At 33.5% G+C, this 25007-nt stretch carries 23 protein-coding genes and 1 pseudogene; 9 read left to right on the top strand and 15 right to left on the bottom strand.

All coding sequences use genetic code 11. From position 1 onward, the window contains the following. Positions 1–210: pseudogene (locus BM088_RS24185) on the bottom strand (hypothetical protein); the annotation flags it as partial. Positions 211–900: 690 nt separating this feature from the next. On the opposite strand from BM088_RS24185, the gene BM088_RS24175 reads away from it, so the two are divergent. Together BM088_RS24175 and BM088_RS24170 are read left to right on the top strand one after the other, a co-directional pair. Next, positions 901–1383 carry an RNA polymerase sigma factor gene (locus BM088_RS24175; protein ID WP_091990984.1) on the top strand — a complete coding sequence of 161 codons (483 nt, stop codon included), beginning with the start codon at positions 901–903 and terminating at the stop codon, positions 1381–1383. Between the two features lie 9 nt (positions 1384–1392). Further along, on the top strand, positions 1393–2067 hold the full coding sequence (locus BM088_RS24170) for an anti-sigma factor family protein (RefSeq protein ID WP_091990981.1): 675 nt from the start codon (positions 1393–1395) through the stop codon (positions 2065–2067). A gap of 113 nt (positions 2068–2180) precedes the next feature. Here BM088_RS24170 and BM088_RS24165 read toward each other — a convergent pair whose 3' ends face one another. Together BM088_RS24165 and BM088_RS24160 are read right to left on the bottom strand one after the other, a co-directional pair. After that, on the bottom strand, positions 2181–2426 hold the full coding sequence (locus BM088_RS24165) for an MBL fold metallo-hydrolase (RefSeq protein ID WP_091990978.1): 246 nt from the start codon (positions 2424–2426) through the stop codon (positions 2181–2183). Positions 2427–2675: 249 nt separating this feature from the next. After that, on the bottom strand, positions 2676–4031 hold the full coding sequence (locus BM088_RS24160; protein ID WP_091990976.1) for a GGDEF domain-containing protein: 1356 nt from the start codon (positions 4029–4031) through the stop codon (positions 2676–2678). Between the two features lie 210 nt (positions 4032–4241). On the opposite strand from BM088_RS24160, the gene BM088_RS24155 reads away from it, so the two are divergent. Continuing rightward, complete coding sequence (locus tag BM088_RS24155; protein ID WP_091990973.1) at positions 4242–4646, top strand: GFA family protein; 405 nt, start codon at positions 4242–4244, stop codon at positions 4644–4646. A gap of 139 nt (positions 4647–4785) precedes the next feature. Here the strand turns inward: BM088_RS24155 and BM088_RS24150 are convergent, their stop codons facing one another. Further along, complete coding sequence (locus tag BM088_RS24150) at positions 4786–6609, bottom strand: cytochrome-c peroxidase (RefSeq protein WP_177208165.1); 1824 nt, start codon at positions 6607–6609, stop codon at positions 4786–4788. Between the two features lie 424 nt (positions 6610–7033). Here BM088_RS24150 and BM088_RS24145 point away from each other — a divergent pair, with 424 nt between their 5' ends. The 3 genes from BM088_RS24145 (at position 7034) to BM088_RS24140 (ending at position 9998) form a co-directional block, all read left to right on the top strand. After that, entirely contained in the window at positions 7034–7495 is a 462-nt protein-coding gene (locus BM088_RS24145) for a nuclear transport factor 2 family protein (RefSeq protein WP_245763911.1), read from the top strand. A gap of 466 nt (positions 7496–7961) precedes the next feature. After that, positions 7962–8132: a hypothetical protein gene (locus BM088_RS27420; RefSeq protein ID WP_177208164.1), complete on the top strand. Its 171-nt coding sequence runs from the start codon at positions 7962–7964 to the stop codon at positions 8130–8132. Positions 8133–8315: 183 nt separating this feature from the next. Continuing rightward, positions 8316–9998 carry a hypothetical protein gene (locus tag BM088_RS24140; protein WP_091990965.1) on the top strand — a complete coding sequence of 561 codons (1683 nt, stop codon included), beginning with the start codon at positions 8316–8318 and terminating at the stop codon, positions 9996–9998. Positions 9999–10195: 197 nt separating this feature from the next. Here BM088_RS24140 and BM088_RS24135 read toward each other — a convergent pair whose 3' ends face one another. From BM088_RS24135 to BM088_RS24110, 6 genes are all read right to left on the bottom strand, one after another. Then, entirely contained in the window at positions 10196–10723 is a 528-nt protein-coding gene (locus BM088_RS24135) for a hypothetical protein (RefSeq protein WP_091990963.1), read from the bottom strand. 140 nt (positions 10724–10863) lie between these two features. Continuing rightward, the gene (locus BM088_RS24130) at positions 10864–12648 is read right to left on the bottom strand and encodes a sensor histidine kinase (RefSeq protein ID WP_091990960.1); all 1785 of its coding nucleotides are present in this window, start codon (positions 12646–12648) and stop codon (positions 10864–10866) included. A 46-nt stretch (positions 12649–12694) separates the two neighbouring features. Beyond that, the gene (locus tag BM088_RS24125) at positions 12695–13387 is read right to left on the bottom strand and encodes a response regulator transcription factor (RefSeq protein ID WP_091990958.1); all 693 of its coding nucleotides are present in this window, start codon (positions 13385–13387) and stop codon (positions 12695–12697) included. 492 nt (positions 13388–13879) lie between these two features. Continuing rightward, the gene (locus tag BM088_RS24120) at positions 13880–16369 is read right to left on the bottom strand and encodes an ABC transporter permease (protein ID WP_091990955.1); all 2490 of its coding nucleotides are present in this window, start codon (positions 16367–16369) and stop codon (positions 13880–13882) included. Between the two features lie 2 nt (positions 16370–16371). After that, on the bottom strand, positions 16372–17142 hold the full coding sequence (locus tag BM088_RS24115) for an ABC transporter ATP-binding protein (RefSeq protein ID WP_091990952.1): 771 nt from the start codon (positions 17140–17142) through the stop codon (positions 16372–16374). A 32-nt stretch (positions 17143–17174) separates the two neighbouring features. Continuing rightward, complete coding sequence (locus BM088_RS24110; RefSeq protein ID WP_091990950.1) at positions 17175–18434, bottom strand: efflux RND transporter periplasmic adaptor subunit; 1260 nt, start codon at positions 18432–18434, stop codon at positions 17175–17177. 344 nt (positions 18435–18778) lie between these two features. Here BM088_RS24110 and BM088_RS24105 point away from each other — a divergent pair, with 344 nt between their 5' ends. Further along, positions 18779–19513 (top strand): hypothetical protein, encoded by a 735-nt coding sequence (locus BM088_RS24105; RefSeq protein WP_091990947.1) that lies wholly within the window; start codon positions 18779–18781, stop codon positions 19511–19513. A 28-nt stretch (positions 19514–19541) separates the two neighbouring features. Here the strand turns inward: BM088_RS24105 and BM088_RS24100 are convergent, their stop codons facing one another. The 3 genes from BM088_RS24100 to BM088_RS24090 are packed head-to-tail and all read right to left on the bottom strand — an operon-like array spanning position 19542 to position 21996. Then, positions 19542–20069, bottom strand: a complete 528-nt coding sequence (locus BM088_RS24100; protein WP_177208163.1) for a protein tyrosine phosphatase family protein — start codon at positions 20067–20069, stop codon at positions 19542–19544. Positions 20070–20086: 17 nt separating this feature from the next. After that, positions 20087–20896 (bottom strand): LytR/AlgR family response regulator transcription factor, encoded by an 810-nt coding sequence (locus BM088_RS24095; RefSeq protein WP_091990941.1) that lies wholly within the window; start codon positions 20894–20896, stop codon positions 20087–20089. Further along, positions 20893–21996 (bottom strand): sensor histidine kinase, encoded by a 1104-nt coding sequence (locus BM088_RS24090; RefSeq protein WP_177208162.1) that lies wholly within the window; start codon positions 21994–21996, stop codon positions 20893–20895. Before BM088_RS24090 ends, BM088_RS24095 begins: the two co-directional genes overlap by 4 nt. A gap of 416 nt (positions 21997–22412) precedes the next feature. On the opposite strand from BM088_RS24090, the gene BM088_RS24085 reads away from it, so the two are divergent. Next, on the top strand, positions 22413–22880 hold the full coding sequence (locus tag BM088_RS24085) for a DUF4234 domain-containing protein (RefSeq protein ID WP_091990936.1): 468 nt from the start codon (positions 22413–22415) through the stop codon (positions 22878–22880). Between the two features lie 134 nt (positions 22881–23014). Here BM088_RS24085 and BM088_RS24080 read toward each other — a convergent pair whose 3' ends face one another. Next, positions 23015–23758 (bottom strand): transporter substrate-binding domain-containing protein, encoded by a 744-nt coding sequence (locus tag BM088_RS24080; RefSeq protein WP_143085150.1) that lies wholly within the window; start codon positions 23756–23758, stop codon positions 23015–23017. Positions 23759–23974: 216 nt separating this feature from the next. Between BM088_RS24080 and BM088_RS24075 the strand changes: the two genes are divergently transcribed. Beyond that, positions 23975–24502, top strand: coding sequence for a GNAT family N-acetyltransferase (locus BM088_RS24075; protein WP_091990931.1), 528 nt, complete (start codon positions 23975–23977; stop codon positions 24500–24502). 192 nt (positions 24503–24694) lie between these two features. Here BM088_RS24075 and BM088_RS24070 read toward each other — a convergent pair. Further along, the coding region (locus BM088_RS24070) for an IS66 family transposase (protein WP_177208024.1) at positions 24695–25007 on the bottom strand (313 nt) is incomplete at its 5' end.

Genomic DNA, 25007 nt, shown 5'->3' with positions numbered 1-25007 from the left:
TTGATGTAGTGTTTGGTTACCCAGTAACCTGTCAATGCGTTTAATACCGTATTTTTCAATTGAGCTATTTGACTGTGCTAACGCTCTACCGATAGAAGTTAAACTCAGTCTTGCGCCATGTTTAACTGCATCAACAGCTTCCATTAATGACTGTTTAATTCGTTTATCAAATTTAATTGGATCTATCATATTTAGTGTGGATAATGTCATTTGATGTCTGTATCTGTTAGGTTTGTTTTTTGGCGAAAGTATATTTAACAGATCACAGGCATCACTTCAAAAATTTGTGGGGATCCTTAAGGCTGTAACCCCTTTAATCAGACTGTATAAGGTCATTAAAATGATGCTTATAAAAATAAACTTGTATAAAAGCCTAATTTTTTTACGCCTTTTACAAATAAGTTCAGCTTGTTTTCTGAGGTATTTACGATTTTCACGTGTAGCACGCTTTTGTTTTGTTAAAGAATAATCTCTTGCAGCTGTACCTTGGTGAGCAATTAATTTCTCCTTAGTAAAATTGCTCACTTGGAACTCTGTTCTGTCATTATTTTTATATTCAAAAATTGTTTTATTTCAGGCATCGTTTTATCCTTCAATGGTACTTTTCAACTTTTATCACAAGGTTAACGTCTGTCACTTAGAATTTATTCCCATTATTTTGTCATTTTTTTAATTTATTTTTTGTTAGGCTCTGCAAAAAAGTAGTGATGGGCTAACCAAAAAGCGAGGTTAACTGCTCTATAATGAGGAGGGAATGAGATAGTGATGATATATTGAACATTCATTTTAATTTTCTATTAGATTAGTTAAAAATATTAATGATTAAATAAAAGGGTAATAAATAAAATTTTGGGAATAAAATAAAGGTGCCAGTCGTTATTAAGATAAAGAGGAAAGCTTTTGCTCAATAAAACACAACTTAAAGCTCTGCTTGTCAAAGAGTTACCGCGATTAAGGCGGTTTTCTTATGGACTAACTGGTAATAAATCTGATGCTGATGACTTAGTGCAAAATTTAGTTGAAAAAATGTTGCGAAAAGGCATGAGTAAAGACATACCAGCACTACCTTGGTTTTTTAAAATATGTAAGAACTTATGGATTGATGAAATAAGATCAAATCAAAACCGCAAGAAATTGTTAGAAACCTCTATAAATGCACAAGATAATAAGCAAGAGCCAGGACCAGAAAGTGATGAGTTGGCCCATATTTTTACCGCAATGGAACAACTCAATGATGAACAAAGACAATTAGTGGCACTGGTGATTGTTGAGGGGTTTAGTTATGCCGAAGCTGCACAAAGCCTGGATATTCCCATTGGCACTGTAATGAGCCGAGTTGCACGTGCCAGAGCGAAACTGGCACAGCTATTAAATACACAATAGGAGTACGAAATGTTGCCCGAACAAGATCATTTATTGATCTCTGCTTTTTTAGATGGTGAACTTAGTCTTGAGGAAAGCGCGTGCTTTAAACAGAGGCTATTGAAAGAACCTGCACTTAATCAGCAATACCAAGTGCTTAAATCACTAGATCAAAATTTAAAATCCGCTTTTAGCGAAATTGAATCAGACCCTATACCTGAGGCATTAAGCAACTTATTGGAAAATGAAAAACCTAAAACAGAGGTATGGCAATTTATGGCAATGGCTGCGTCATTAGTTGTTGTTAGTTTAATATCATTTTTGGGTTATCAATTCAGCTTGCAAGAGCACATATCTGTTGCACTAAACCAGGCATTAGAAACTAGGCCTTCAATGGAAGTTGCTCAATTGAATGAAGAAAGTCAATTTATTGCGCTGCAGTCATTTCGCCATACCAATGGTAATATATGCCGTGAATACGTAATCAAAGCACAGTCAATGCAGGAGCACAGTGTCGCATGTAAGATTCAGAAAAGCTGGCAAGTTCAAGTCAAAAAACAGACTAAAATATTGGACTTGGAGCATTATATTACGGCTACGGGATCACAAGGAAAAATAATTGAACCGTATTTGAAAAAAGTGGCTAAGGGACAAGCATTGAATGTAGATGAAGAATTAAAATTAATATCTCGGAACTGGCATTAAACAAAAATCCGTGTCTGCTTAAAAATGTAGCCACATAGCAAGTGCATCAGGGAATTTTAATTACGAGATGAGTAAAGAGCTTTGATACAAAACGTCACCATAATCAATTTTGATTATGGTGACAAAGCGCTTTTATTATTTTCTCCAAATACCTGATGTTTTATTTTAATAGGGTGCGAATGCAGGTTAATAACATACTTAATAGGTTTATTTGTAATGGTTTGAATCAGTTTCAATACATTCTTATTCCTGTGATCTTTATAATCACCCATGCCTGATTCAATTAAACTAACTGCTTGTGTGCCAACAACAATATTTGGATAGCCCAAGTTAATAAGGTTGTAAACATTATCAGCCATTTTATGAATTTTGTGTTTCTTTTACTTGGTAATTAAATACAAAAAACAAAGCCATAACAACATGAGAAATATATTATTTTTCATGTTGTTATATTGCACATAATGATATTTTAAAGTAGTTTAACCATACTCTAATACAGCTAAATTAGAATACTATTGATATTTGACAGGTAAACGAGTGAATAGGGTGAGTTAATAGTCATTTATAATGATTCTTTTTTTTGAAAGTCCTCAGCTGTCAATAAACTTCTATAGTTCAAGGATAGTCGAAACTTTATTTCGACCAGATTCTTTGGCTTGATATAAGGCTGTATCTGCACGTTTAGAAAAGGCTAATTCAGTATCTTCTTTTCCCTTAAATAAAGTAACACCTAAGCTTATTGTTATATGTCCAACGGTTTTAAAATCAAATTCAGCAATTGATTTTCTTATTCTTTCGCTCAGAAATTGTGCGTCGGTTAACTTTGTATTAGGCAATAAGATTGAAAACTCTTCACCGCCGGTTCTGTATAGCGTATCGAGTTGCCTTATATTTTGTTGTGCAATGTTAACAACATCAATTAACGTATTATCACCCACATCATGTCCATAAGTATCATTGATACGTTTGAAATGATCTATATCTAAAAATATTAGTGATAAAGGGGTATGGCTATTTAAACTACGAGCAACCTCTAATTTAAGTGATTCATCCCACTTAAAGCGGTTAAAACATTGGGTTAAATGATCTTTTGTTGCTAATTCATTAAGTTCTTTTGATACTTTTTCACGCTTATCTATATCACTTGATACTTCGTTTATCATATTTGTCAGGTTATGTGATAATTCACCAAATTCATCAGTACTTTTTACTTTTTCAACCTGGCCAACAGGTATATCTTTATTGGACTTTATAGCAGATGATACTAAGTTAATATTGTATGAGATTTTATTAATACTGGCTTTAATGCTTATAATGATTAATGTCGCTAATGAAATTCCAATAATTGCGCCAACAATACCCAATGAATAACTAATTATTGCAAATTGATGCTCATGTTCTAGTACAATATTAGCTTTACGTTTGGTTATTTGTTCAATACCATGAATTAAATCTATAGCAAGACGGTCAAAATTTTCATCTTGTTTAATAACGGCATCTAAATTGACAGATATGTTTTCTCCATTAATTAATTGATTGAATAATGTGTTTACTATCTCATGCTCTTTTTTTAGCGTATTTAAAGTCGCTAAAATATCTTTAAATTCACTTGATGATGCTGTGTTCACTGCACTTTTTGATGTTTTTATAGCCAGTTCAAATTGTTCATTCATTCTAACTTGCCATTGTATTATTTCTTGTTCTTCTTTTTTAGTATGTTCTTTTTTTGCAAGTTTTTTATGGATAAATTCATCCATGAGTATACGTTGTTCTAGCTGTGCTATTTCAATTTCATTGGCATATTCAGTTAGAGGTACATCAATAGCTGCAATTTCGTTTAATTCAGCTTCTATTTCAGTTAAAGCTATTAAGGAGTGGATCAGCAAACTAAAAATAATTGAGAGCAAAATAAATACTGTGCCACCTACTTTTTTTGCAATTGTCCATCTTATCGGTTTTATCATATGAAATTATTACCAGCTTGATTAATAAATTTTGTTTTATATTTTATTGTTGGATAGTAACAGAGGTAAGTCAAAGCTTAGTCATTATTTTACGTGATTAATATAGGGTTATTACACCGTTTTTGATTGCCTTATCCTTAATGACTTAAAATGCAATTTAAAGTAATCTAGCTTAATTATTTTCAAATAAATAACGATTAAGAGAATTAAATGTCAAAAATTTCAGGAAGTTGTTTATGTGGAAAAGTGACATTTGAGTGTGAAAATGATTTTGAACAGTTTCATTTGTGCCATTGTATCCAGTGCCAAAAAACAACGGGTTCTACTTATGCATCAAATCTATTTACTCGGTTGGATAATATTTTATGGTTGAGCGGTTTTGATTTAGTTAAGCGCTTTGATCTTAAAAATCGTGCTATTTCTAAAGCATTTTGTATGGAATGTGGTTGCGGACTTCCTTATATTTCAGGTACTGGTAAAGCACTTGTTGTTCCTGCCGGTTCTTTAAATGGCGAGCCGAACATTGATCCACAAGATAATATATTTTGCTGTGAAAAAGCCACGTGGTATGACAAAGGTGTGATCGCACCAAAGTTTAACAGGTTTGCTCAGTGAAGGTGCACCTAAAAATTTAAAAAAACGTTTGTTTATTTTACAATATTACACGAGACATTTAGAATTCTAGGCTTCATTTATTAAGGGGTGTTCAAGCTTTACCTTATTAAGCAAAGCCTGAACTTATTAGTTGATGAACTTATAATGCATTACCTGTATTATCAACTGCATTTAGCTGATGACCATCAGGTCCACCATCCCTTGGTGGAATTAATACGTTAATTTCATTACTGCCTGCGCGCGCTTCAGGATCTGTTAAACTACGCAAGAAAGCTGCTAAATAACGAATTTCTTGTGGTGTGAAGTTTTTAACAATTGCATCGTCACCACGATCGCTCTCTTCGCGTCTGGCAGCATTAAGTTCAAGTATAAAACTTTCACCTCCACCAACAACTTCTTTACACTGCTCTTGAGTTAGGTGTTTAAATTGCGGTAAATTACATGTTTCTACACCAGAGTAAAAATGTTCAAGTGATGTCGTAACATCATTGTAATGCTCAATGACACGCTCTAAAGTTGGGAAAACACCTTTATCGCCATAAGGCGCTGTAATACCCACATTGAGTAAACTTGGCATTCTAAATTGATTTTTGACAGTACCATCGTCTACTGCATTTATCCCTATTTGTGGATAAAGCGGGCCACGTGTTCTTTCAGGTGTAAACATCGCACCATCATGACAATTAGCACAACCAGAACCTGCATAAAAGAAGAGCGCGCCACGCTTTTCATCTTCATTTAAACTATTAAGGTTGCCATCAACATAATCAAAAAATGGATTATCTATAAATAAAAATGAGGCTTGATAAGCCGCAAGCGCACGCGCTATATGTAAAAATGAAATATCTTCATCACCAAAAACAGTATTAAATTCATCTTTCCACTGTGTTTGTAAACGTTGTGCAATAAACTCCCGGTAGGCTTGCGGTGAAGCATGTCCCTGTGGGTCACCCATCTCAGCAGCTTCTGTAATTGGAAAATGTGCTTGCGCGATCAATAAGCGAAGTGGGTCTGTATTACTAACATCAGTCAGCATTTTTCTTGTTACTTCTTTTTCTGGTGTTCTGATCTTTGCAGTTGAAACACGGCCAACAGGACTATCTCTATTAGCTTCGCGTAATGCAATTCTTTGATCCCAAAACATGCTATCAACCCACAAAGCCGAATTACAAATTGGCGGTGAATTACGACCAACACTTGGAATGAGCGCACCATCAGTACGACCAACGCCAATAACTTCTTGAACTTGCGCATTTACACCAATTGACATAGATAAAGCATCACTACCACAACCTACAGCCGGAGTGTGGCATGAGGAACAAGAGGTATCGTAATTTTCACTCAGTGATTTACTGTGAAATAAACGCATACCTAAGTTAATTAAATCTTTGTCTTCTTGTCGCCTGAGTCTTGCAACATAGGCTTTCATATCACCTAACAGTTTTGGTAAAGTATTTAACTCAATTGCTTTTTGTAAACATGTATCAAGAGACTCAGTAGGAACAGCATCTATCGAGTTAGTGCCACACACATCAATTAAACGTGCAACACCTGTTCGAATAATTGAACCATTACTGAGACCATCATTTAGATCGTTTTCTAAGGTTTTCACACTGTCGGTGTTTGATATCTCAGTGATCGTATTTTCTTGGTTAAACGCAATCACTTGATACGTGTGATGGCTGTTAGATGATGCTTGGCTATCAATATATAAAGTTAATGAGGTTTGGCCAATCTCTTGCCCATCTCGCAAAATGCGATACCCCGAAACCCAATCAGAATCTTGTGGGGGTTGCCATGATAAAGCAACTTGAGTGGAAGAGTGAGTTTTTGCTATCAGTTGATAGGGGTGTGTCGCCGAGGTATTTGCCATGGTAAATGTTGTAGTAAACAGTGTCATAAAAACTAATATTCTAGCTAATATTGTGACACCTGTTCGGTGTTGGTTTAATTTAAAAAACATATGTTTATTCTCCATGTTGTGCAAAAAAAATCGAATATCTGCACTTTAACTGAATTGTTTGAGTTATTTTTTTTTGTCAATTAGCTAACGCTAACTTTATTAAAACGTACGGCATAGAGAATGGTTGACATAACTAATGAAAAAAAATGAATTTATTTTCTATGGTAGGTAAAAAGCATTAGTTTTAATTTAGTGCCATTTTATTAATTGATTCAAATAACAGATAAAAAGGAAAAATAGGTTTAAAAAAGAGGATAATAAGAAGGCTTAATTTAATATATTTATTGAGATACAAAGAAAGATCAATACACACTTTATTACAGTTTAAACTGTTTACATTTTAGTAGTTCAAGTATCAAATGGCATTTTAAATCACTGTTTATTTAAAAGAAAAATAAACTAATTAATTATGGAAATCAAAATAATGACCTTGATAAAAAATGTATTATCAATATTAACATCTGTGTTTTTTTTATCACTTTCAACAACCGCTAATGCACAAGCACTCATTAATAAAGAATATAAAGCTGTTGTAGACACTGCCTATAACTACTTTACTGGTGCAGCTAATGGGGATCAGGCGCTTTTATCAAAATCATTTGATTTAGAGTTTGGTCACGTGAAAATGATAAGTATTGATAAAGAAACACAAAAAGAGACCATTCGGACTGTTCCATTAAAGGAATTTTCAGGTTTTTTTAATAAGGTGACTCAAGATAAATGGCAAGCAAAAATACTGTCCGTTGATATTGTTGATGACAAAATGGCTATGGTAAAGCTAGATTTTGATACACCAAAAACACATTACATTGACTATTTAGTGATGTACAAGCGCAATAATGATTGGCGTATTGTTAACAAAACATTTATTTCAAAGAAAAAATAAAATACAGAATGATTTAAAGCAAAGTTTGGTTTAATCGTATTTCAAAAACCAAACTTTAACGCTATATTTTTCATTTATTATAAGTAAATTAATTGAATCAAGAAGCCATATTATTTGTACTAGGTAGGTTGTAATGAAAATTTAATTGTAAAAAGTTAGTTGAGATTACCTTCAAAATGTATGTCTTGTTATAACTACAATGACATATCACCCATAATTATTAATTTTACTGTTGTTTAACCTTTACACATAGAATTTATTCAGTAAGTCTGCCACCAGTATAAAAATAAGCACAGGTTAGAACCACGCACTATAAAATCAATTTACATTAGCGTTATTAACTTTTTACAAGCTGAACCTTTTATCTTGCGATGTTATTTGATTTATTAATTTCAATTAATTAGCTTAATCGGGTACTTAGTACCTATTAAGTGCGTTGACTTATAAATCATTCTAAGGAGTAATCATGAAATTAAAATTAAATAAGAAGAAATTGAAAAACTTATCTAAAGATCATCAAGCTTTACCATCAGATATGACACCACAGGTTGGTGGTGGAATATATAGCCGTTATGCTTGCTGGACAGATCAAAAGCAGTACTGCACTAAAGTGTCTATTTTTGCATATTGCGCTTAACAAGTTCAGCTAACTTAAATGGTGCTTTATTCAAGTACCATATTTAAGTTATTTAAATACTCAGTGAAAAATTAAAAACTAAACAATGCGTTAAAGAAAACTTATCAGTTCATGTCTTTTTAATAATTTCTTTTATACTTAAAAACAATTGTTTGGCAATCGTGTATTGCAAGGAAAATTAAAATGATAATGCGATGTTTAACTGCTTTAAGTTTAATTATTTTTGGTTTGAGTCTTAATTATTTTTTTGATTTACCCAATAAACCTTTACTCAGTAAAGCAAAAGATTTTAATCATTTAAACATGCACACTATAGCGCATACATCGGATCTTAATCTTTCACATTTAACGACAAATATAGACAATCAACAGGGTAAAATAGCACCCTTATCCATTGCTCAAATCAGAAAGCTTCCAACTGAATTTATGCAATATTATGAAAGTTATCATTTAGCGTTAAATAGTTCACAAATACAACTACAGAGCTTAATCATTGAATCATTGAGCTTAGAACATGAAAATGAACGTTATGGTCTTGCAGGCATATTTATTAATAGATATGTGATACTTAACCCGCAAAAAGCAATGTCATTTTTTTACTCATTATTTGACATTAAAGATCAAGAAGTGCGACTACTCTATGGTATGTATCATGAATGGGCATGGATGGATATGACGTCAGCACTGACGCATTTAAATTCAATCGCATCAAGCGATCTTAAAGAAAAAATAGTCATGTATTTAATGCGAACGTCATATTTTCCAGAAAAAGAAAAACTGCATTTAATGGCTGAGTCTTTATCTCCTGAACATAAAAACGTATTGATTTGGCAGCAAGCATTTAAAAATGGAGCTGAGTCTGCTTTTATGACATTTTTGGCTCTGCCAAAAAGTGAATCCAAACGTTCACAATGGTTAAGCGCAGCTGTGCGTAAATGGTCAAAGGTAGACCCAGAAGCTGCCTTTTCTCAAGTGCAAAAAATACAAAGCCAAAATCTAAGACAAATGCTTTGTGCTATCGCTTTAACCCAATGGATCAATCAAGAACCCGAAACAGCATTATTAGCTGCTATGGAACAAGATAAAAATGGAGGGGATTTATATCGCAGTGCATTAAGTGAGTTAGCCGTTGTTAATGCTCAAAAGGCATTAGCGCTGATAAATAAATATCGCGATCATTTACCGCAAAATGTGACAGAAATGGTTCTTGCACAGTGGTCACACGTGCAACCAGAGCAAGCTGCTGATTATGTGATGTTGAACCACTCAGATATGTCAATGAGAGAGATCCAAAATGTCGCAACATCCTATGTGAGAGATTCACCAGTTAATGCCTATTTATGGGCAACAGAAATAGGCTTGTCTGATCAGGTACTTCAAGCCATGGATATCAACTTAGTTAATACAAATTTAAATGTTGCGGAGCAGAAACTGAAATCATTAGATTCTGGAAAAAGGAGAAATAATTTACTTCGTTCTATTGCTGGTGAAAAGGGGAGATCTTATCCAGAACAGGCTCTTTCTTGGTTAGATAATTACAAAGCTGAGGGTGGGTTTAATTCGGCGAAAAATGAAATTTATACCACTTGGATGTATAACGCGCCATCACAAGCTGCTAAAAGCATCGTTCAAAGCAAGGAAAATGTTAAATATATTAACCGTTTGGTTAATATTTGGTACCGACAAAAGCCTCAAAAAGCACAGCAATGGGCTTTAGATTTGGATGATAATGATTTACGTGATAATGCACTTGATCAACTAATTAAAAGCGTTATGAAAAGTGATAAAGAAAAGGCTATGTTGTTAGTGATGGAGTTAAGCAATGACACAAAACAACAAGTGTGGATAAGTAGATTAGGTAATTAGTTAAGTCAGATGTTCAATCAATATTTAAACTTTTTTGTTGTCATTTATTTCCACTTATATTTTTACATAAAAAGAAATGAAATATTTATTGATTTGCATGAAGTTCCTAAATGGTAGTGTATCTTTTTTAATGTCCTTTTATTAACAGGGTAGTTTAACGACTTATTAAATATAATGCTCAAATAAGTCGCTTAAATCTATCTGTTATTTAATGATTTTTTTAAACTGTTCATTTGAACTGATAACATATTATCGATATAACTTGGCCAATTTTGATTTGAAACCAGTAAGTCACTGGTCACTGTATATTTCATGGTGATTTTTGTTTGATGGTGGCGCTCTTTAATACTTATTTTCATTTCTCCATTCACCTTTTCGTTTTTTAATTTTCCCAAAGTTCCGGCCCAAGTCCATTGGTTATCAGCCTTCTCTGTTTTTATTAGATGAGTAATTGTTTCGCCACTGGGCATTCTTTCATGCATGCCTTTAGAGTTGAAATACATATTATTACCTTTGCCTGACAGAGTAAATTCAGATGTCCACCAACGGCCAACATGACCAAATTCATGACGTGCCGTTGAGATACTTTTATTGGATACAAAACTATGGGTTACTGTAAAACTGCTATCTGATTGTGATGTTATTTCAGCTTGAGAAGCAAAGCTTGAGACGAATACTAAAGTGCATGCAAAGACTTGATGCTTTTTTAAATTAAGTTTATTCATAATGATACCTGTGAACGTATTTTAGTTTAGAGGTGATCATAAAGGGCAAGCGTTGTTTGAACTGTAAAACTTTTGTAAAACAAAAAGTGTCAATTTTTAAACCATTTTTTATTGTAGAATAATAGCTAACAGAGTGAAAATTATAGCTGTCGCGCAATGAAAACAAGGTCAAATGAAACGCCTTGTTGTTTGCGACTGACTGAAATTTCTCCCGATTGCGCAACAACTAATTGATGAACTAGAGCAAGACCAATACCGGTACCTGATGTTGTGCGGGTCATTTCATTACCGCATCGATAAAATAGTTCAAAGATTTTGTTATGTTGAGATTTCGAAATACCTGGACCGTGATCTCGAATTGAAAAATTAATCTTTTTGTTAGATGAATGATTCACTGTAAATGTAATATCAATTTTTTGCCTTTGTATATCGTTAATTTTTGCAGCATTGTAAAACTTTACTGCATTATCGACTAGGTTTATGACTATTTGAGCGAAAGCATCAAGGTCTATCAGCACTTGCGTATCAGCTGATAATCTTTTATCAAATATAAAGTGGAGTTGAAAATTATTTTTGTTAATTAATGTCGATACTTTTGATTGAATAATATCCTTTAAAACATTAATTCCCATATATTCGAGTGACATCACCTTTTGATTTTGGCTCAGATTTGATAGCTGTAAAACGTTATTGATTAAACGTGAGAGGCGTTCGCTTTCATCAAAAATAAAATGGTGGTAATCACTTTGGTTTTTTTGGTCTTGCACCATTCCTGACTTTAGCATTTCTGAATACATTAAAATGGATGTCATGGGGGTTTTTAATTCGTGGCTAACTGATGATACAAAATTCATTCTTTGTTCTTCTAACTTAATCTGTTTTATGCCTAACCAATAAAAACCGATAGAAGCTGAAATAATGACAAAGCTCAATACGACAATAAATAAGAAGACAAAGCTACTTGCAGGACCAAGTGGCAAACTGTCCGTGCTAAAATATAAACGCATGTCTGAAAAGGGAAATGTGAGATCACCTTGGAATAAAGCGTATGATAAGAGGTTGTCATTAATGGTATGAGATATGCCTACTTTTGCGTCTCCATTTTTTTTGATTTTATAGTGATAAAACAAGTTGTTTTTTTCATTTTTTTTATCAATAAATTGAACTTGAACGCTATTGTCATACCGCGCTCTTTTTATAAAAATGCTGAGTAATTGTGATAGAAATACTTCCTTTTCTACGATAAAACCTTGTAATGCAGGCTTTTGATTAAAGTGGATATTTCGATAAAAGATAAACTTTTGGTTTGCTGTTTTAATTAACTTGAAATTTGTTTCTTGGGTGATTAGCTTAAGTTTGTTTGATACTTTACTGTTTTCTTTTAAATTATTTACAATGCCAGTTGTTTTCAATAACTGGTTTTTTATTAAAATTTCTTTTATAAATTGAATTCTTGAAACACGTTTGTGAATATCACTTGTGCTGAGTTGCACATTTGCTGCAATATTTTCATTTTGGCTTGTATAAGGTAATAAGGGGGATTTGAGTATTTCATTGTTTATGATCGTAAAATAACCAATTAAGCCAAATAAGTCAGTCAGGTAATGTGGTGCTTTTGGAAATGATAACGGTGATACCCTTGGCTTAACATTGTTATGTTTGTCAAAGTGCATACTGTGATCAAAAAAATACTCAAGAGGTGAACGTTTTTGTTCATTTAGAAGGCGTTGATTAAGTGTTTTATTTATTTGAACTAAAGCATCTGATGACTTCCAACGATATTGAAACAGCATGTCATTTTCAAACTTTTGATAGCCATAATATACAATCATGACTAAAGGCAAGGTCAGGCAGATAAAAAATGTGAATACAATGAGCCTAAATCGCAAGATTTGTTCATGTATGTTTATATTCTTTCTAGGCATGAGTTTATCTTTTCTTTATTTGGGGCACTGGAAGTCACAATTTAATTTACAAACATAATTTATAGCCTTCACCTCTAAATGTAACTAAGAGTTTGGGGGCATTCGTTTTGTGCTCAATTTTTTTTCTGAGTTTTGCAATATGGATATCTACGGTACGCGTATCTATTTCGCTAGATTTATTATATCCCCAGATTTGCTCTAACAGTTCGCTGCGGGGAATAGGGCGTTGATATTTTTTTAAATAAATTAAAATATCGACTTCACGGCGGGTAAAAAATTGCTCTTTACCAAATACAGTTCCTTTAAGATGAATGCAATCAATTTGAATTTTATCACCTAAGATTAAAATGTCGGTACTGTGTGTAGCACCAGTACGGCGCAATATTGTTTTTACACGCAGTACCAGTTCTTTCACCGAAAAAGGTTTTGAGATGTAATCATCTGCCCCTAGGGTTAAACCCGTGATGATATCTTCTTCAGCGCTTTTTGCCGTTAACATTATAATAGCTTGCTCTCGGGATTGTTCTCTAATTTTGTTGCAAATACTAAACCCATCTAACGATGGCAGCATTACATCTAATAAAATACAATCAAATTGATTTGCCAAGGCAGTCTCAAGTCCTTTTTCACCATCTTGTTCACTTTGAACTGTAAATCCATGAAAGCTAAATAAATCGGTTAAGCCCCTTAATATAGGCGTTTCGTCTTCAATTATAAGTAGTTTAGGTTTATGTGACACAAAAAGACCCTTAAATTATTTATGCTCGTTCATCTGTTATTGAACGGGTATCAATAGAATAGCAAATTAGCTTATTTTTCTTTGTAAAACTTTTGTAAAAGCACTTACCTTAAGTATTACCCCTATTAAAATAATGATTAAAAGTGTATTGCTCATACGCTAGGTCATCACCTGTTGAAAGTGAATTTAAAAGTATATATGCCTGTATATTAAGTAGAGATTTATATTATTTTGAGCAAAACCTTAGGCATAGGAGAGTCGCTTTTTTAAATTGTAAAGGTTTATCCCTTGCTTCAATGTAAGCTGTAGAAAAGGAAATAATAGATATAAAATGGCCACTTCAGATCCAACATGACTGGCAAACAAAACAGTTAATCGTTTAAAACAGTCACCTGAATTTTATCAATAATGAGATTTAACCTCATAGTCTAACAAGCGAGTTCATGTGAGCTTTCATGAACCTCGCTTTTAGCACATCATGACAGCTTAAATTTATTGACTTTTAAGTGCATGTATTGGGGGAATTGAACTTGCGCGCCATGCCGGTAACAAACAGGCTAAAAATGAAATTAATAATAAAACGGCAAGTGCAATGCCATATATCATAAAATCAAAAGCCTTAATATCAAATAACTGTTCACTTAACCAATCACCACTGAAATAAGCGCTGATGAAACCAATCAATAATCCAAATAAGGTTAACCTCATGCCGTATGATAAAATTAAAATAATTACTTTTAACTTATCGGCACCAATTGCCATTCTGATGCCAATTTCTCTGGTTCTGAGGTTTACCATATAACTCATTACACCACTCACACCACTGACTGTCATCACTAAAGCAATAATAGAAAAGATCGTTAATAACTGAGCCAAAAATCTTTGTAATGCAACTGAATTATCTAATGCTTGTTGTAAGTTTTCAAATTTAGATATAGGTTGGCGGCTATCTAATTGTGTCACAATATTTCTAATATCTTGTTCATAGTTTATATTGGAATGGTTATCATGCTTTACCAATATCGCAATATGTGGACTAGGCGCCTGAGCAAGTGACTGATAGATTTGAAAACTTGGTTCAACAGCGCCACCTTGCTCATGAATATCTTCAATAATACCTACAATATTAAACCAGGTTCTGCCTTGGTCTAAAGAAATACTGTGATTGATTGCACTTTCATTTGGCCACCATTTTTTGGCGAGTTTTTGGTTAATAATAATCACATTAGGAGCTTTATCATCATCGTCTATGCTAAAAAAGCGCCCTTGTAATAGTTGACTGTCAATTGTTTTGAAATAGTCATGGGTGATTGGTCTAAGGAAAGCGTTTGGCAATACATGGTCTGGATCAAAGTCACGGTCATCAAGTTGAACTGATTGACGAATATTATTGTAATTTACGCCAACAGTATCATTTGGATAAGTCATGGCCAGTGCAGATGATGTGACATAGGGTAGCTTTTCAACTTCTTGTAATATCTGTTGAGAAATTTGCCATCTTAATTGCGCCGTATTATAAACTGTCCAATTTAAATCAATTTGTGAAATTTCAACATTTTGAGGCGAAAATCCCGCATCAACTTTTTGCAAATTGTTTAAACTTTTAATTGTCAGTCCAGCTGAAATTAATAAGGTGAGTGATAATGCAAATTGGCAAATGAGTAGTCCATTTCTTAAAATACCGTGATCCGTTGAGTAGGATGATTTACCTCCTTCTTTGAGAGAGCTGACTAAGTTAATTTTAGAAAAACTAGGCACGATCCCCGCTATCATGCCAGAAATGATAGATATGGTTAAAGCAAATAGCATTACATTTGTATCTATGCTTATTTCTGATGCTAAGCTACTAAAGTTTGAAGCAAAATCTTTGAGAAAATCTAAACCAAAAAAGGCAAATATTAAACCTAATGCTCCGCCAGACAAAGCCAAGATCAAACTTTCAATTAACAGCAATTGTGCAATTTGTGCTTTGCTTGCACCTAAAGAAGATCTTACCGCAAATTCACGTTTACGTTTAGCGTGTTGTGATAACGTCAGGTTAGTTACATTTGCACAAGCAATTAAAAATAGCAATAAAGTGGTGGCCAATAAAGTGTATAAATATGGTCGGCTACTTTTAACTAATTCATCATGCAATGATAATGCTTTAGCGCTCATTTTTGCATTGTCAGAGTAAGCTTCGGGGTATGTTTTATTTAAATTACCAGCAATTGTTGCTATTTCATTATTTACATCCTCTAAGTCAAAGTCAGATTTTATTTTAGCAAAACTAGTCATCATGCGCATGCCTCTGTTTGAGAGAGCGTTTTCGCTACTACGCCATGGGCATGATGGTATTGCCATATAAACATCATTTACATCAGGGAACTGTGGAAAGTGAGGTAAAACCCCAATTATTTTATGGCTTCGATTATTAAATTCAACGCTTTGATTAACAATGTCATCACTGGCATTAAATTCAGATTGCCAAAATTCATAAGTCAATACAACTAAAGGCTCTGCACCGATATCATCTTCTGCTTCAGTAAAAGTACGCCCTAGTATGGGAGTTAAATTTAACATGCTAAAAAAATTAGATGAAACAACACCAGTTCTCACTCTAATTGGATCGCCATGGCCATACATAGTAAAGGTCATATTATGGTATTCGGATATATCCTCAAATGATTGGGACTGATTTTGATAGTCAAGTATTTCACTTGCAGAAAAACCATAGCTTTGATCTTTTGCTATATCTTTTTGTTCTAATATGACTAAATTTTCAGCGTCTTTAAATGGTGTTGCTTGAAATAATAAACCGTTTACAACAGAGAATATTGCTGTTGTAGCGCCGATGCTCAGCGCCAGAGTTAAAACAATAATTAAACTGGTAAAAAGCTGAGATATAATACGTGACAGAGCATATCGTACATCAATGCCAATTTTTTCAATCATGTTATTTTTATGCGTATTCACAGTCAAAACGTCTTGTTGAAGTGACATAGTTACGCTCCTACCTGAGTGGGTGTAGGTAAAAGCTCTGCAACTTCCCTTGTTTCTATGGTCGTTGAACTTTTATCTTCTTGGACAGATGTGTTTTTAACAACTTCACCATCAAATAAATGAATGCTTCTTTTTGAAAAGTGAGCATATCGGCTGTCATGAGTTACCATGCAAATGGTGACACCTTGAGCGTTAAGCTCACTTAAAAGTTGCATAACAGAATCCCCATTTACTGAGTCGAGATTTCCCGTTGGTTCATCGGCAAGTAATAAAGTGGGGTTACCCACTAAAGCACGCGCTACGGCAACACGTTGTTGTTGGCCTCCTGATAATTGATTTGGCAAGTGTTTCGCACGTTCTGACATATTTACACGCTTTAAAACTTCTGCGACTTTGATTTTTCGAGTTGATTTATCGACCCCTCGATAAATCAATGGTAGTTCAATATTTTGACTTACAGTCATATCTCCAATGAGGTTGAAATCTTGAAAAATGAAACCTATCTCCCTATTTCTGACCTTTGCCATTTGCGAACCTGATAATTGTGCTACAGATACACCACTTATTTGATAGTCACCATTTGAGGCTTTATCAAGTAAACCAATAATAGATAATAAGGTTGATTTTCCGCCACCAGAAGGCCCTTGAATTGTGACATAATCTCCTTGTGAAATTTTCAAATCTATGTTTTTTAAAGCATGGGTAGTTGTGCCATCAGTATTATAATTTTTACTAAGACCTGCGATATTAATCAGCGTTTTTTTATTTTGCATTTTGCATTACCTTTTTAAATTCTGTGTATTTGTTAGTTTATTTGCAATGTTTTGTATTGCTCTAGATGCGCTGTATTTGACATGATGACTTGTTCGCCCTGTTTTAATCCTGTAAGAACTTGTATTGATCTTGCAGAATTGGCACCGATAGAAACTTGCGTTTTTATTGCAGTTGAATTGTCGAGAAGTTTAAAAAAATAGGCTGTATCAGATGTTTGCCAGTGGGCTGGTTTATCAAGGAGTAGCACATTATCTAGTCGTTTAATTTCGATTATGCCATTTACTCTTAAATCGGGGCGGGCCTCACTAGGTAATTTATTAGGTAGCGCAATGTCGACTGTAACAGTCCCGTTTATAACTGCGGGATCGATACGCGTAACAGTGCCTGTTATTTTGCTTCGGCGAGTATCAATTTCAACTATTTGACCCAATTGAACATCTTTTGCCTGGCTCTCTTGTACCCTGAGTTCTGCCTTTAAATTTGTTTGATCTGCTACACGAGCAAGCTCAGTGCCAAGTGATACTTCTTGTCCTTCTTCTACGGCAATGCTTTGTAATATACCATGTATTTGTGCTGTGACATTTAACAGTGCAACTTGCTCTTGTAACAGTGAAACTTGTAGTGCTTGTTGCGCTACCTTTGCCTGTTCCACTTTTAATAAACTCGCTTGTAGTCTCGGTAATTGTTTTAGTTCAAATTGCGCAATTTCCAACTGCAAAGTAAGTTGCTTTTCTCTTAGTACAGCTTCACTATATTGATATTGTGGGATTATTTTGTCATCTATTAGCTGTTTTTTTGCTGCGGCATCTTCTATTGCTTGTTGCTTTTCAACCGTTAATAACTTTACGTCAGCTTGCTTTTGATACATTTGTGTAATGTGCACTTCTTTTAAAGCGTCTAATTGCGCTTGTACAACTTTATGTTCAATTTTAACTTTTTTATATGCTTGAATAAGTTCGGGAGATGAAAGTTTTAAAATAACAGTGTCAGGATTTACAACCGCGCCAGGCTCTAGCATGCGTTTTATCACTTTGGCATTGACTCTTGCTGACAGCCATTGCCTATGTTTAGCAATCAGATTACCTGGTGCACGAACATCTCGAATTAAATTTCCTGTCTTAACCTTTTTAATTGTTATTTCATCAAGATAAATTTGCGCATCATCACTCTTTTCGCTCGAAAACAGTGCGCTTGCTAATAGAGGTAAGGTGATAAGTAAAGATGCAAAAACAGCAGCGTATAGTTTTAGTGGTTTTTTTTTGTCATTTTGAGAGTCAATTATTGTTTGCATTTGCTTGTTTGCCTAAGCGCTTGCTAAAGGCATGTTCCTTATAATGAATATAAGGGAAGGTTAAACTGACTTAATAAAACGTACAGTTATCAATCGGCCAGTTTCAATTTGCTATAGGTAAGGTGCAATATTTGCCGATAAAAAAGAGTTCAAATTTAATGAGAACGCTTAATTCTCTCTTTTATTAAATAAAAATTGTCGATAGCGTCATATTAAACAGACCTAATGAAATTAGTAAATATGGGATATTTATGTTGCACTATACTTAAATTTTATATTTTGATAATTGAGTTACTGAGATGCACATACGGTTCTGCATATTAGTTTTATTTTTATGTGTTGTTATGTTTCCCGTGATGGCAAAAAAACATGTTATTGCATGTGGTGAATTATCATCTTTATGTAATGGACCAACAAAAAATAATAATACTTCCAGTGGTAGTTATTATGAGATGCTCAGCAGGATATTAGATGAAACAAAATTAAGTGAAAGTTACGAATTAATAGTGATGCCAATTGCTAGAGCTAAAAGAGGTTTTATTAATAGACAATTTGCCTGTTATTCACCAGGAGTGGAAACTTTTGATAATGTTGATATTGAATTAAATAACCTTGCATTATTAAGTAGCCAACCGATAAATCAGGCCGTGGTACGTGTTATTTCTAGACCTTCAGATCCTTTAGTTAGCAATGTTAAAGGTATAACGAGGGAGGGTTCCATCAGCATTGTTAGAGGAGTACCAGTTAATAGCACAATAAAATCGATGATAAATCGAGCTCGTGCAGTATTTGAAGTTAATAGTGAATTAGAAAATATAAAAATGTTAATGTCTAAACGTGTAAAGTGGAGTATTTCTTTTTATCCTGATGTTATCGATGCATATAAAAAATTAGGCCTAATAGCGCATTTTCCTTTTGATTCAAAGTTTTCTCCATTAATTATTTCTGACAATATTATATGTCATAAATCACATACAGCAGCATTTGAAAAGATTAAAGTTCATCTCATGCAGATGAAAAAATCAGGAGTATTAAAGGACATTTTGAAGGATAAATATATGATCGCTCCTGAGCTTTAAAATTTATCACTAGGAATAAGCATTGTCGCTAAAGTATGTTTTGGTAGTGTTTTCTCACCATATTAATATATTTCAACCAAGTACCTTCAGGTTGCCATACAGTCAACATATTTTTCTGTGCGCTCTCATGACTTATGCCTAACTGTGTTATCTGATAAAGATAAGCAAATGCAGAGGCGCGATAATTTAGGCGACAATGTACTAGAACAGGTGCTTGTTTGTAATTATTCATTAAAACAACAAATTTTTGAAAGTCTGCTAAGGTCGGATTTTCCCAATCAACAGGTATTTGATCGAACGACATGTTTAGCGCTCTGATATCGTGGTTTTCTTTGTTAAAATCACCTGGAATAAGATTGATAATATGCCTATACCCTTTATTTTGTATTAGTTTAAACTCAGAAGCTGAAGGCATACCAGAGCTTGATAGTAAACTTGTTATGTGACGAAAATTTTTTATATGCGTTAAATTAACCTCTGATGTCATGGCTTGTGTGCTTGTGGTCATAAATAAAAAAGTGATTGTAGTGAATAACCTTAAAAATTGTTTTTTCATAACTTTTTCCATGTAAGTTATACTGCATTGAGTTTTTGGTACAAAATATCACGGTAGTTTCGGCTTAATTTCACGCAAGTATCATCACGTAATATGATTTGATAATCTCCGTTATCTAGACTGACAAGTTCTCTCACATAATTTAAATTTACGATGCTAGAGCGGTGCACACGTTGAAAACCTTGATCAGTTAATCGCAGTTCCATATTTTTCATGGTCTCTCTTACCAAATGAGATTTTTCCGGAGTATGTACACTAATGTAATCACCTTCGGCTTCAACCCAGTAAATATCTTCAGATTTAAGTAAATACACATGACCATTTGATCGAATGACTAATCGCTCATTATGACTATAGCTTGATGAAGGTTCACTTGCTGATATGGGTCCATGTGTATGGCCCAAACCTTGAGTTTGAGTGAGCAATTGCGTCAATTGTTCACTACGCTGTGAAATTTTATTTTTGAGTATTTGTTCTCTTGCGTGGTTTAAGCTTTCTTTAAAGCGCAGGTTATCAATTGGTTTCAGTAAATAATCAATAGCATGTGCAGTAAACGCCTCTATCGCATACTCATCATAAGCAGTTAAGAAAATAACGGGAGGCATATATTCGGAGCCCACGGCATTAACAACGTCAAAACCATTTAATTTAGGCATTTTTATATCAAGAAATACTAAGTCTGGTTTGAGTGATAAGATGCTTCTAATCGCATCACGGCCATTTTCACATTCACCTATAATATTGACGTCTTTTTCTTGTTGCAAGCGCAAGGCAATGCCTTCTCTTGCGAGGGGTTCATCATCCACAATTAATACGTTTATGGTCATTGATTTATACTTCCTGACTGAGAAGGTACACTAAGCGCTAGTTTTAAACTTGCAGTTACGCCGCCTTTTATATTATTAATTAAATGAAACTCATGTTTATTTCCATATAGCTGCTTTAACCTAGATTTAACGTTACTTATGCCGATACCCTCACAGAAGTTCTTATCATTAAAATCACACCCAGCACCATCATCTATAATATCTATATGGATATAGTCATTTCGAATATAGCAAATTATCGAGAGTTCGCCTTTGCCTTCTTTTTCTTCAAGACCATGCTGCATTGCATTTTCAATTAAAGGTTGTAAAAGCATAGCGGGTACTAGTGCAGGCAAAGCATTCACATCATAATCTTTTATTATGCTAATGCGCTCGCCAAACCTGACTTGTTCTATCGCAAGGTATTGTTCAACATGATTTAACTCTTTTTTTAAAGGTAACCATTGTTGACCCTTATCATCTAAGGTACTTCTGAAAAAACTGCTGAGTCTATTGATCATTTCACCTGCCTGATTATTTTCAGATTTCATCACTAATACAGAAATAACATTGAGTGTATTAAATAGAAAGTGTGGGTTTATTTGCATTTTTAACGTTTGCAACTGTGACTCAATCAATTGATTATTTAACTGGCTTGCAATAAGCGCTTTTTGCTGAGCTATTTGAGAAAAATATTTAATATTTATATTGGTTACTAAAATGGTGTAAATAATAGTATTAAAAAGAAAAAGGTTATCACCAAATAGAAAGTGCCCTGTGTGTTGCCATGGTTGATAAGTTTCCATATTGGGAGCCATGTCCATAAAAAAGTGATAATGAAAACTGATGCTTAAGCCAGTAATTAAAGAAAGGCTCAAAAGGAAAAATGAATGTAATAAAAGCGCCTTTAACCAATTTTTAGGTTTAATCGGAAACTTTAGCGCTAACCATAAAACAATGGGGGTTAATACGACCCATGGAAGCCACACTCTAATGGTGAAAAACTCTAAATGTGCCAAAAAGCTACCATCATAATGATGACTGGTTAGCCAGTTTGAAGCTTGTGATAAGGCAGTAAAAAAAGCTAAGCCGACCCAAATTGTGAGGAGCAATAAGGTCATACTTTTTATGCTAAAGGGCTTTTCAAATTGTTCGGGCATAATATGTTTATTAAAAATAAAAAACTTAGCTTATCTGACAATTGCGCTGTTGAATAGCATCAAACGATGAAAGTGACATAAACAAAGGTAGGGATCATAAAATATACGATGAAAGTTATTAGCCTTTTTTTTGATTTAGAAAAGTCATATTAATTTATGAGATTTATTCAAAAAATAAACAATTGCTTACATTCTTATTTTTAAGTTAATATCAAATAGAACAAAAGGCTACATTGAAAAATAGGTTTTTATAACCTAAAAATTCAAAGCTTCACGACTAGATGTTAATAAGTATTTCATATATTAGTGGTGAGTAACTTTTTGCATCGCTTTTTATATGGATTATAAATTAATAAAAAATTTTAAAGGAAAAAATAATGTCAAATATTAATGAACTTAAAGATCAAATAAATACAAAAACCATGAATTTTGTTCTTTTAACGATAGCTACAGCAGGGATTTACCCAATTTTATGGCTTTATAATAATTATCAAATTATAGATAAAGTTTCAGGTATACGTACAGCTGATAATAATTACATTATTTGGATTGCCGTTTGTATTGGCTTAGGGGGGGCTTTTTCTGGAACAGGGGATCAAGTTATGGATAGCATAGGCGGATTGCTAACAATCGCTGCAAGTGTTTTATATATTATTTGGGCTTTTAAAGCTAAGAAAGCACTTCAGGAGTATGTTTTAAACACATATAAAATTGATTTGAAAATGAATGGTATTTACACATTTTTCTTTAATGTTTATTACATTAATTACTGTATTAACGATTTATCAGAAGTACAAAGAAAAAATGATGTATTAACGGGGCAAACTTCACCTCAAGAAAGTTAAATAATGACACTTTTGAAGTTTTTATAAGGCTATATTTTTACAAGTATGGCCTTTTTCATTTTTTGTAATAATGAAAGAATTACGAACGGTTATTTTTTCATTAATTTATAATTCAAAATCATTCTAGAAATTAATCATTCAAAATCATTCAAAATATAGGACTCATAGATAGCAAGTGTTTCCCCCGAAGTACTCAGTTTATTTAAGACATTTGCAAATTTAGATGCGATACAGTTAGGATCAAGTTTTGATGGGTTATTGATAGGAGATATAACGCGTTTAGGATCGAATCGCTCATTTATAAGTTCTTTGAAATGAGGAGATGATTTTGAAAAACCTAAATACATAGGTTTTATTCCACCGCAGCAGTGTTTGTGAATTTTCAAACCAATTGAAGTGTAATTTATGAGTTTATTTTCTTTAAGATAATAATCGATAGGTTCTTTATCTAAAATTGTAAAACCATCTCTTCCTAGAGAGCGCATTTTTAAAATTTTTTCTATATTTACAACAGGGGTTTTCAGAGTTTCAATTTTATAGCTTTTTGCTATTTCGTTTTTTGAACTACCCAGTTCCATTAACCAAGTTAATTTATGTTTTTTGATATCAGAATATGAATTAATTTCTGGCACAGTACTGGATGTAATACCAAATTGGGCCGTTTCAAAACCAACTGGAAGATAATAAAGATATTTTGAGCGTTCTTTTGAAATAGACACTCCAGGATAAAAATCTAGCGCTCCAGAATTTAACATTTTGTGAAGACGTTTTTTAGGAAAACGTCTGATTTTTAAAATACAGCCTATTTCATTTGCTGCTTTATTATAAAGATTAAAATAAAATCCATTGTTATTTGGGGCCGCATTAATAAGTGGCATTTTTGAATTTTCTTTATAAACCATTTTTATTATGCATTTTGCATGAAGATTGTTATGCATAAATAGAGCAAAGATACCTAGCAAGAAAACGTTATTCATTTTCATCATTATTAAGCCTGTGTTTTTATCATTGCTATTTAACATTAACAAACGATAGACCATCAAACAAATTATCATGCATAATTTAATTATCAATAAAACAGGTAACTCTTTGCAATGATATTTAGAGAAGCAACTCATAAAGATATTTCATCAATTGCACATTTACATGCACTCAGCTGGCAACAAAATTATAGTCAAGTTTTATCTGCGAATTATCTTAATGATAATGTTTTTAACGATAGGATAGATATATGGCGATTGCGTTTAAATCAACCTAAAACGAACCAATTCGTTTTATTAGCTGAAAATAATGGTGTTTTATGTGGGTTTATTTGTATTTATGGTCATCATCATTGTAAATATGGCACGATTATAGACAACCTTCATGTAGATTCTGAGTCAAAAGGCAAAGGGTTAGGCACTGCATTAATTAAAGCGGGTGCTACTTGGGCATATCAGCACTTTTCAGAGTCTAGTCTTTATCTTGAAGTTTTACAGAATAATATTAAAGCAAGAGGTTTTTACGAGTCATTAGGTGCAAATAATATAGCTCAGAAGGTTTGGCATACCCCTTGTGGTAATAAAGTAAATGAATATATCTACCACTGGCAAGACATCGAAAACTTAATAAATCAGTGTTGATTTAAACTTCTAAAATAAACTCAGTACGCTCACATTTATAACCCTCTTATAGCTATATGTATGAATACTGAGTTTACAAAACAGCTTGTGAGTAGTTGGAACAATACCTTAAGTGTGATTTCAGATATCATGGATATTCCAGTCGTTTTAGTGATGTCACTAGGTGAAACGTAAACGACTGGGCAAATACACCTAGCCCAGTTTTACATTCCAGGGCAGAATGGCATCCAAGTTTTCAGGAGCATGGATAAGATGCTCAAGGCAATGACTGATGTAGTCATATGGCACCAATCCGTTTGCTTTGGCTGTTTGGACTATGCTGTAAAGTACCGCACTGGCTTGTGCACCATTGCGTGTATTACTGAACATCCAATTCTTTCTCCCGATAACAAATGGTTTAACCGCACGTTCGGCACGATTGTTATCAATATCCAGGTGACCGTTTTCAACATAGCGGATCAGTTTTTCCCATTGATTCAAGGCATAATGGATTGGCTTGCCGACT

The sequence above is a fragment of the Pseudoalteromonas denitrificans DSM 6059 genome (genome assembly GCF_900112265.1).
Lineage (GTDB): Bacteria > Pseudomonadota > Gammaproteobacteria > Enterobacterales > Alteromonadaceae > Pseudoalteromonas > Pseudoalteromonas denitrificans.
The sequence above is the reverse complement of the archived record's forward strand: the minus strand, read 5'-3'. Positions and strand labels throughout refer to the sequence as shown.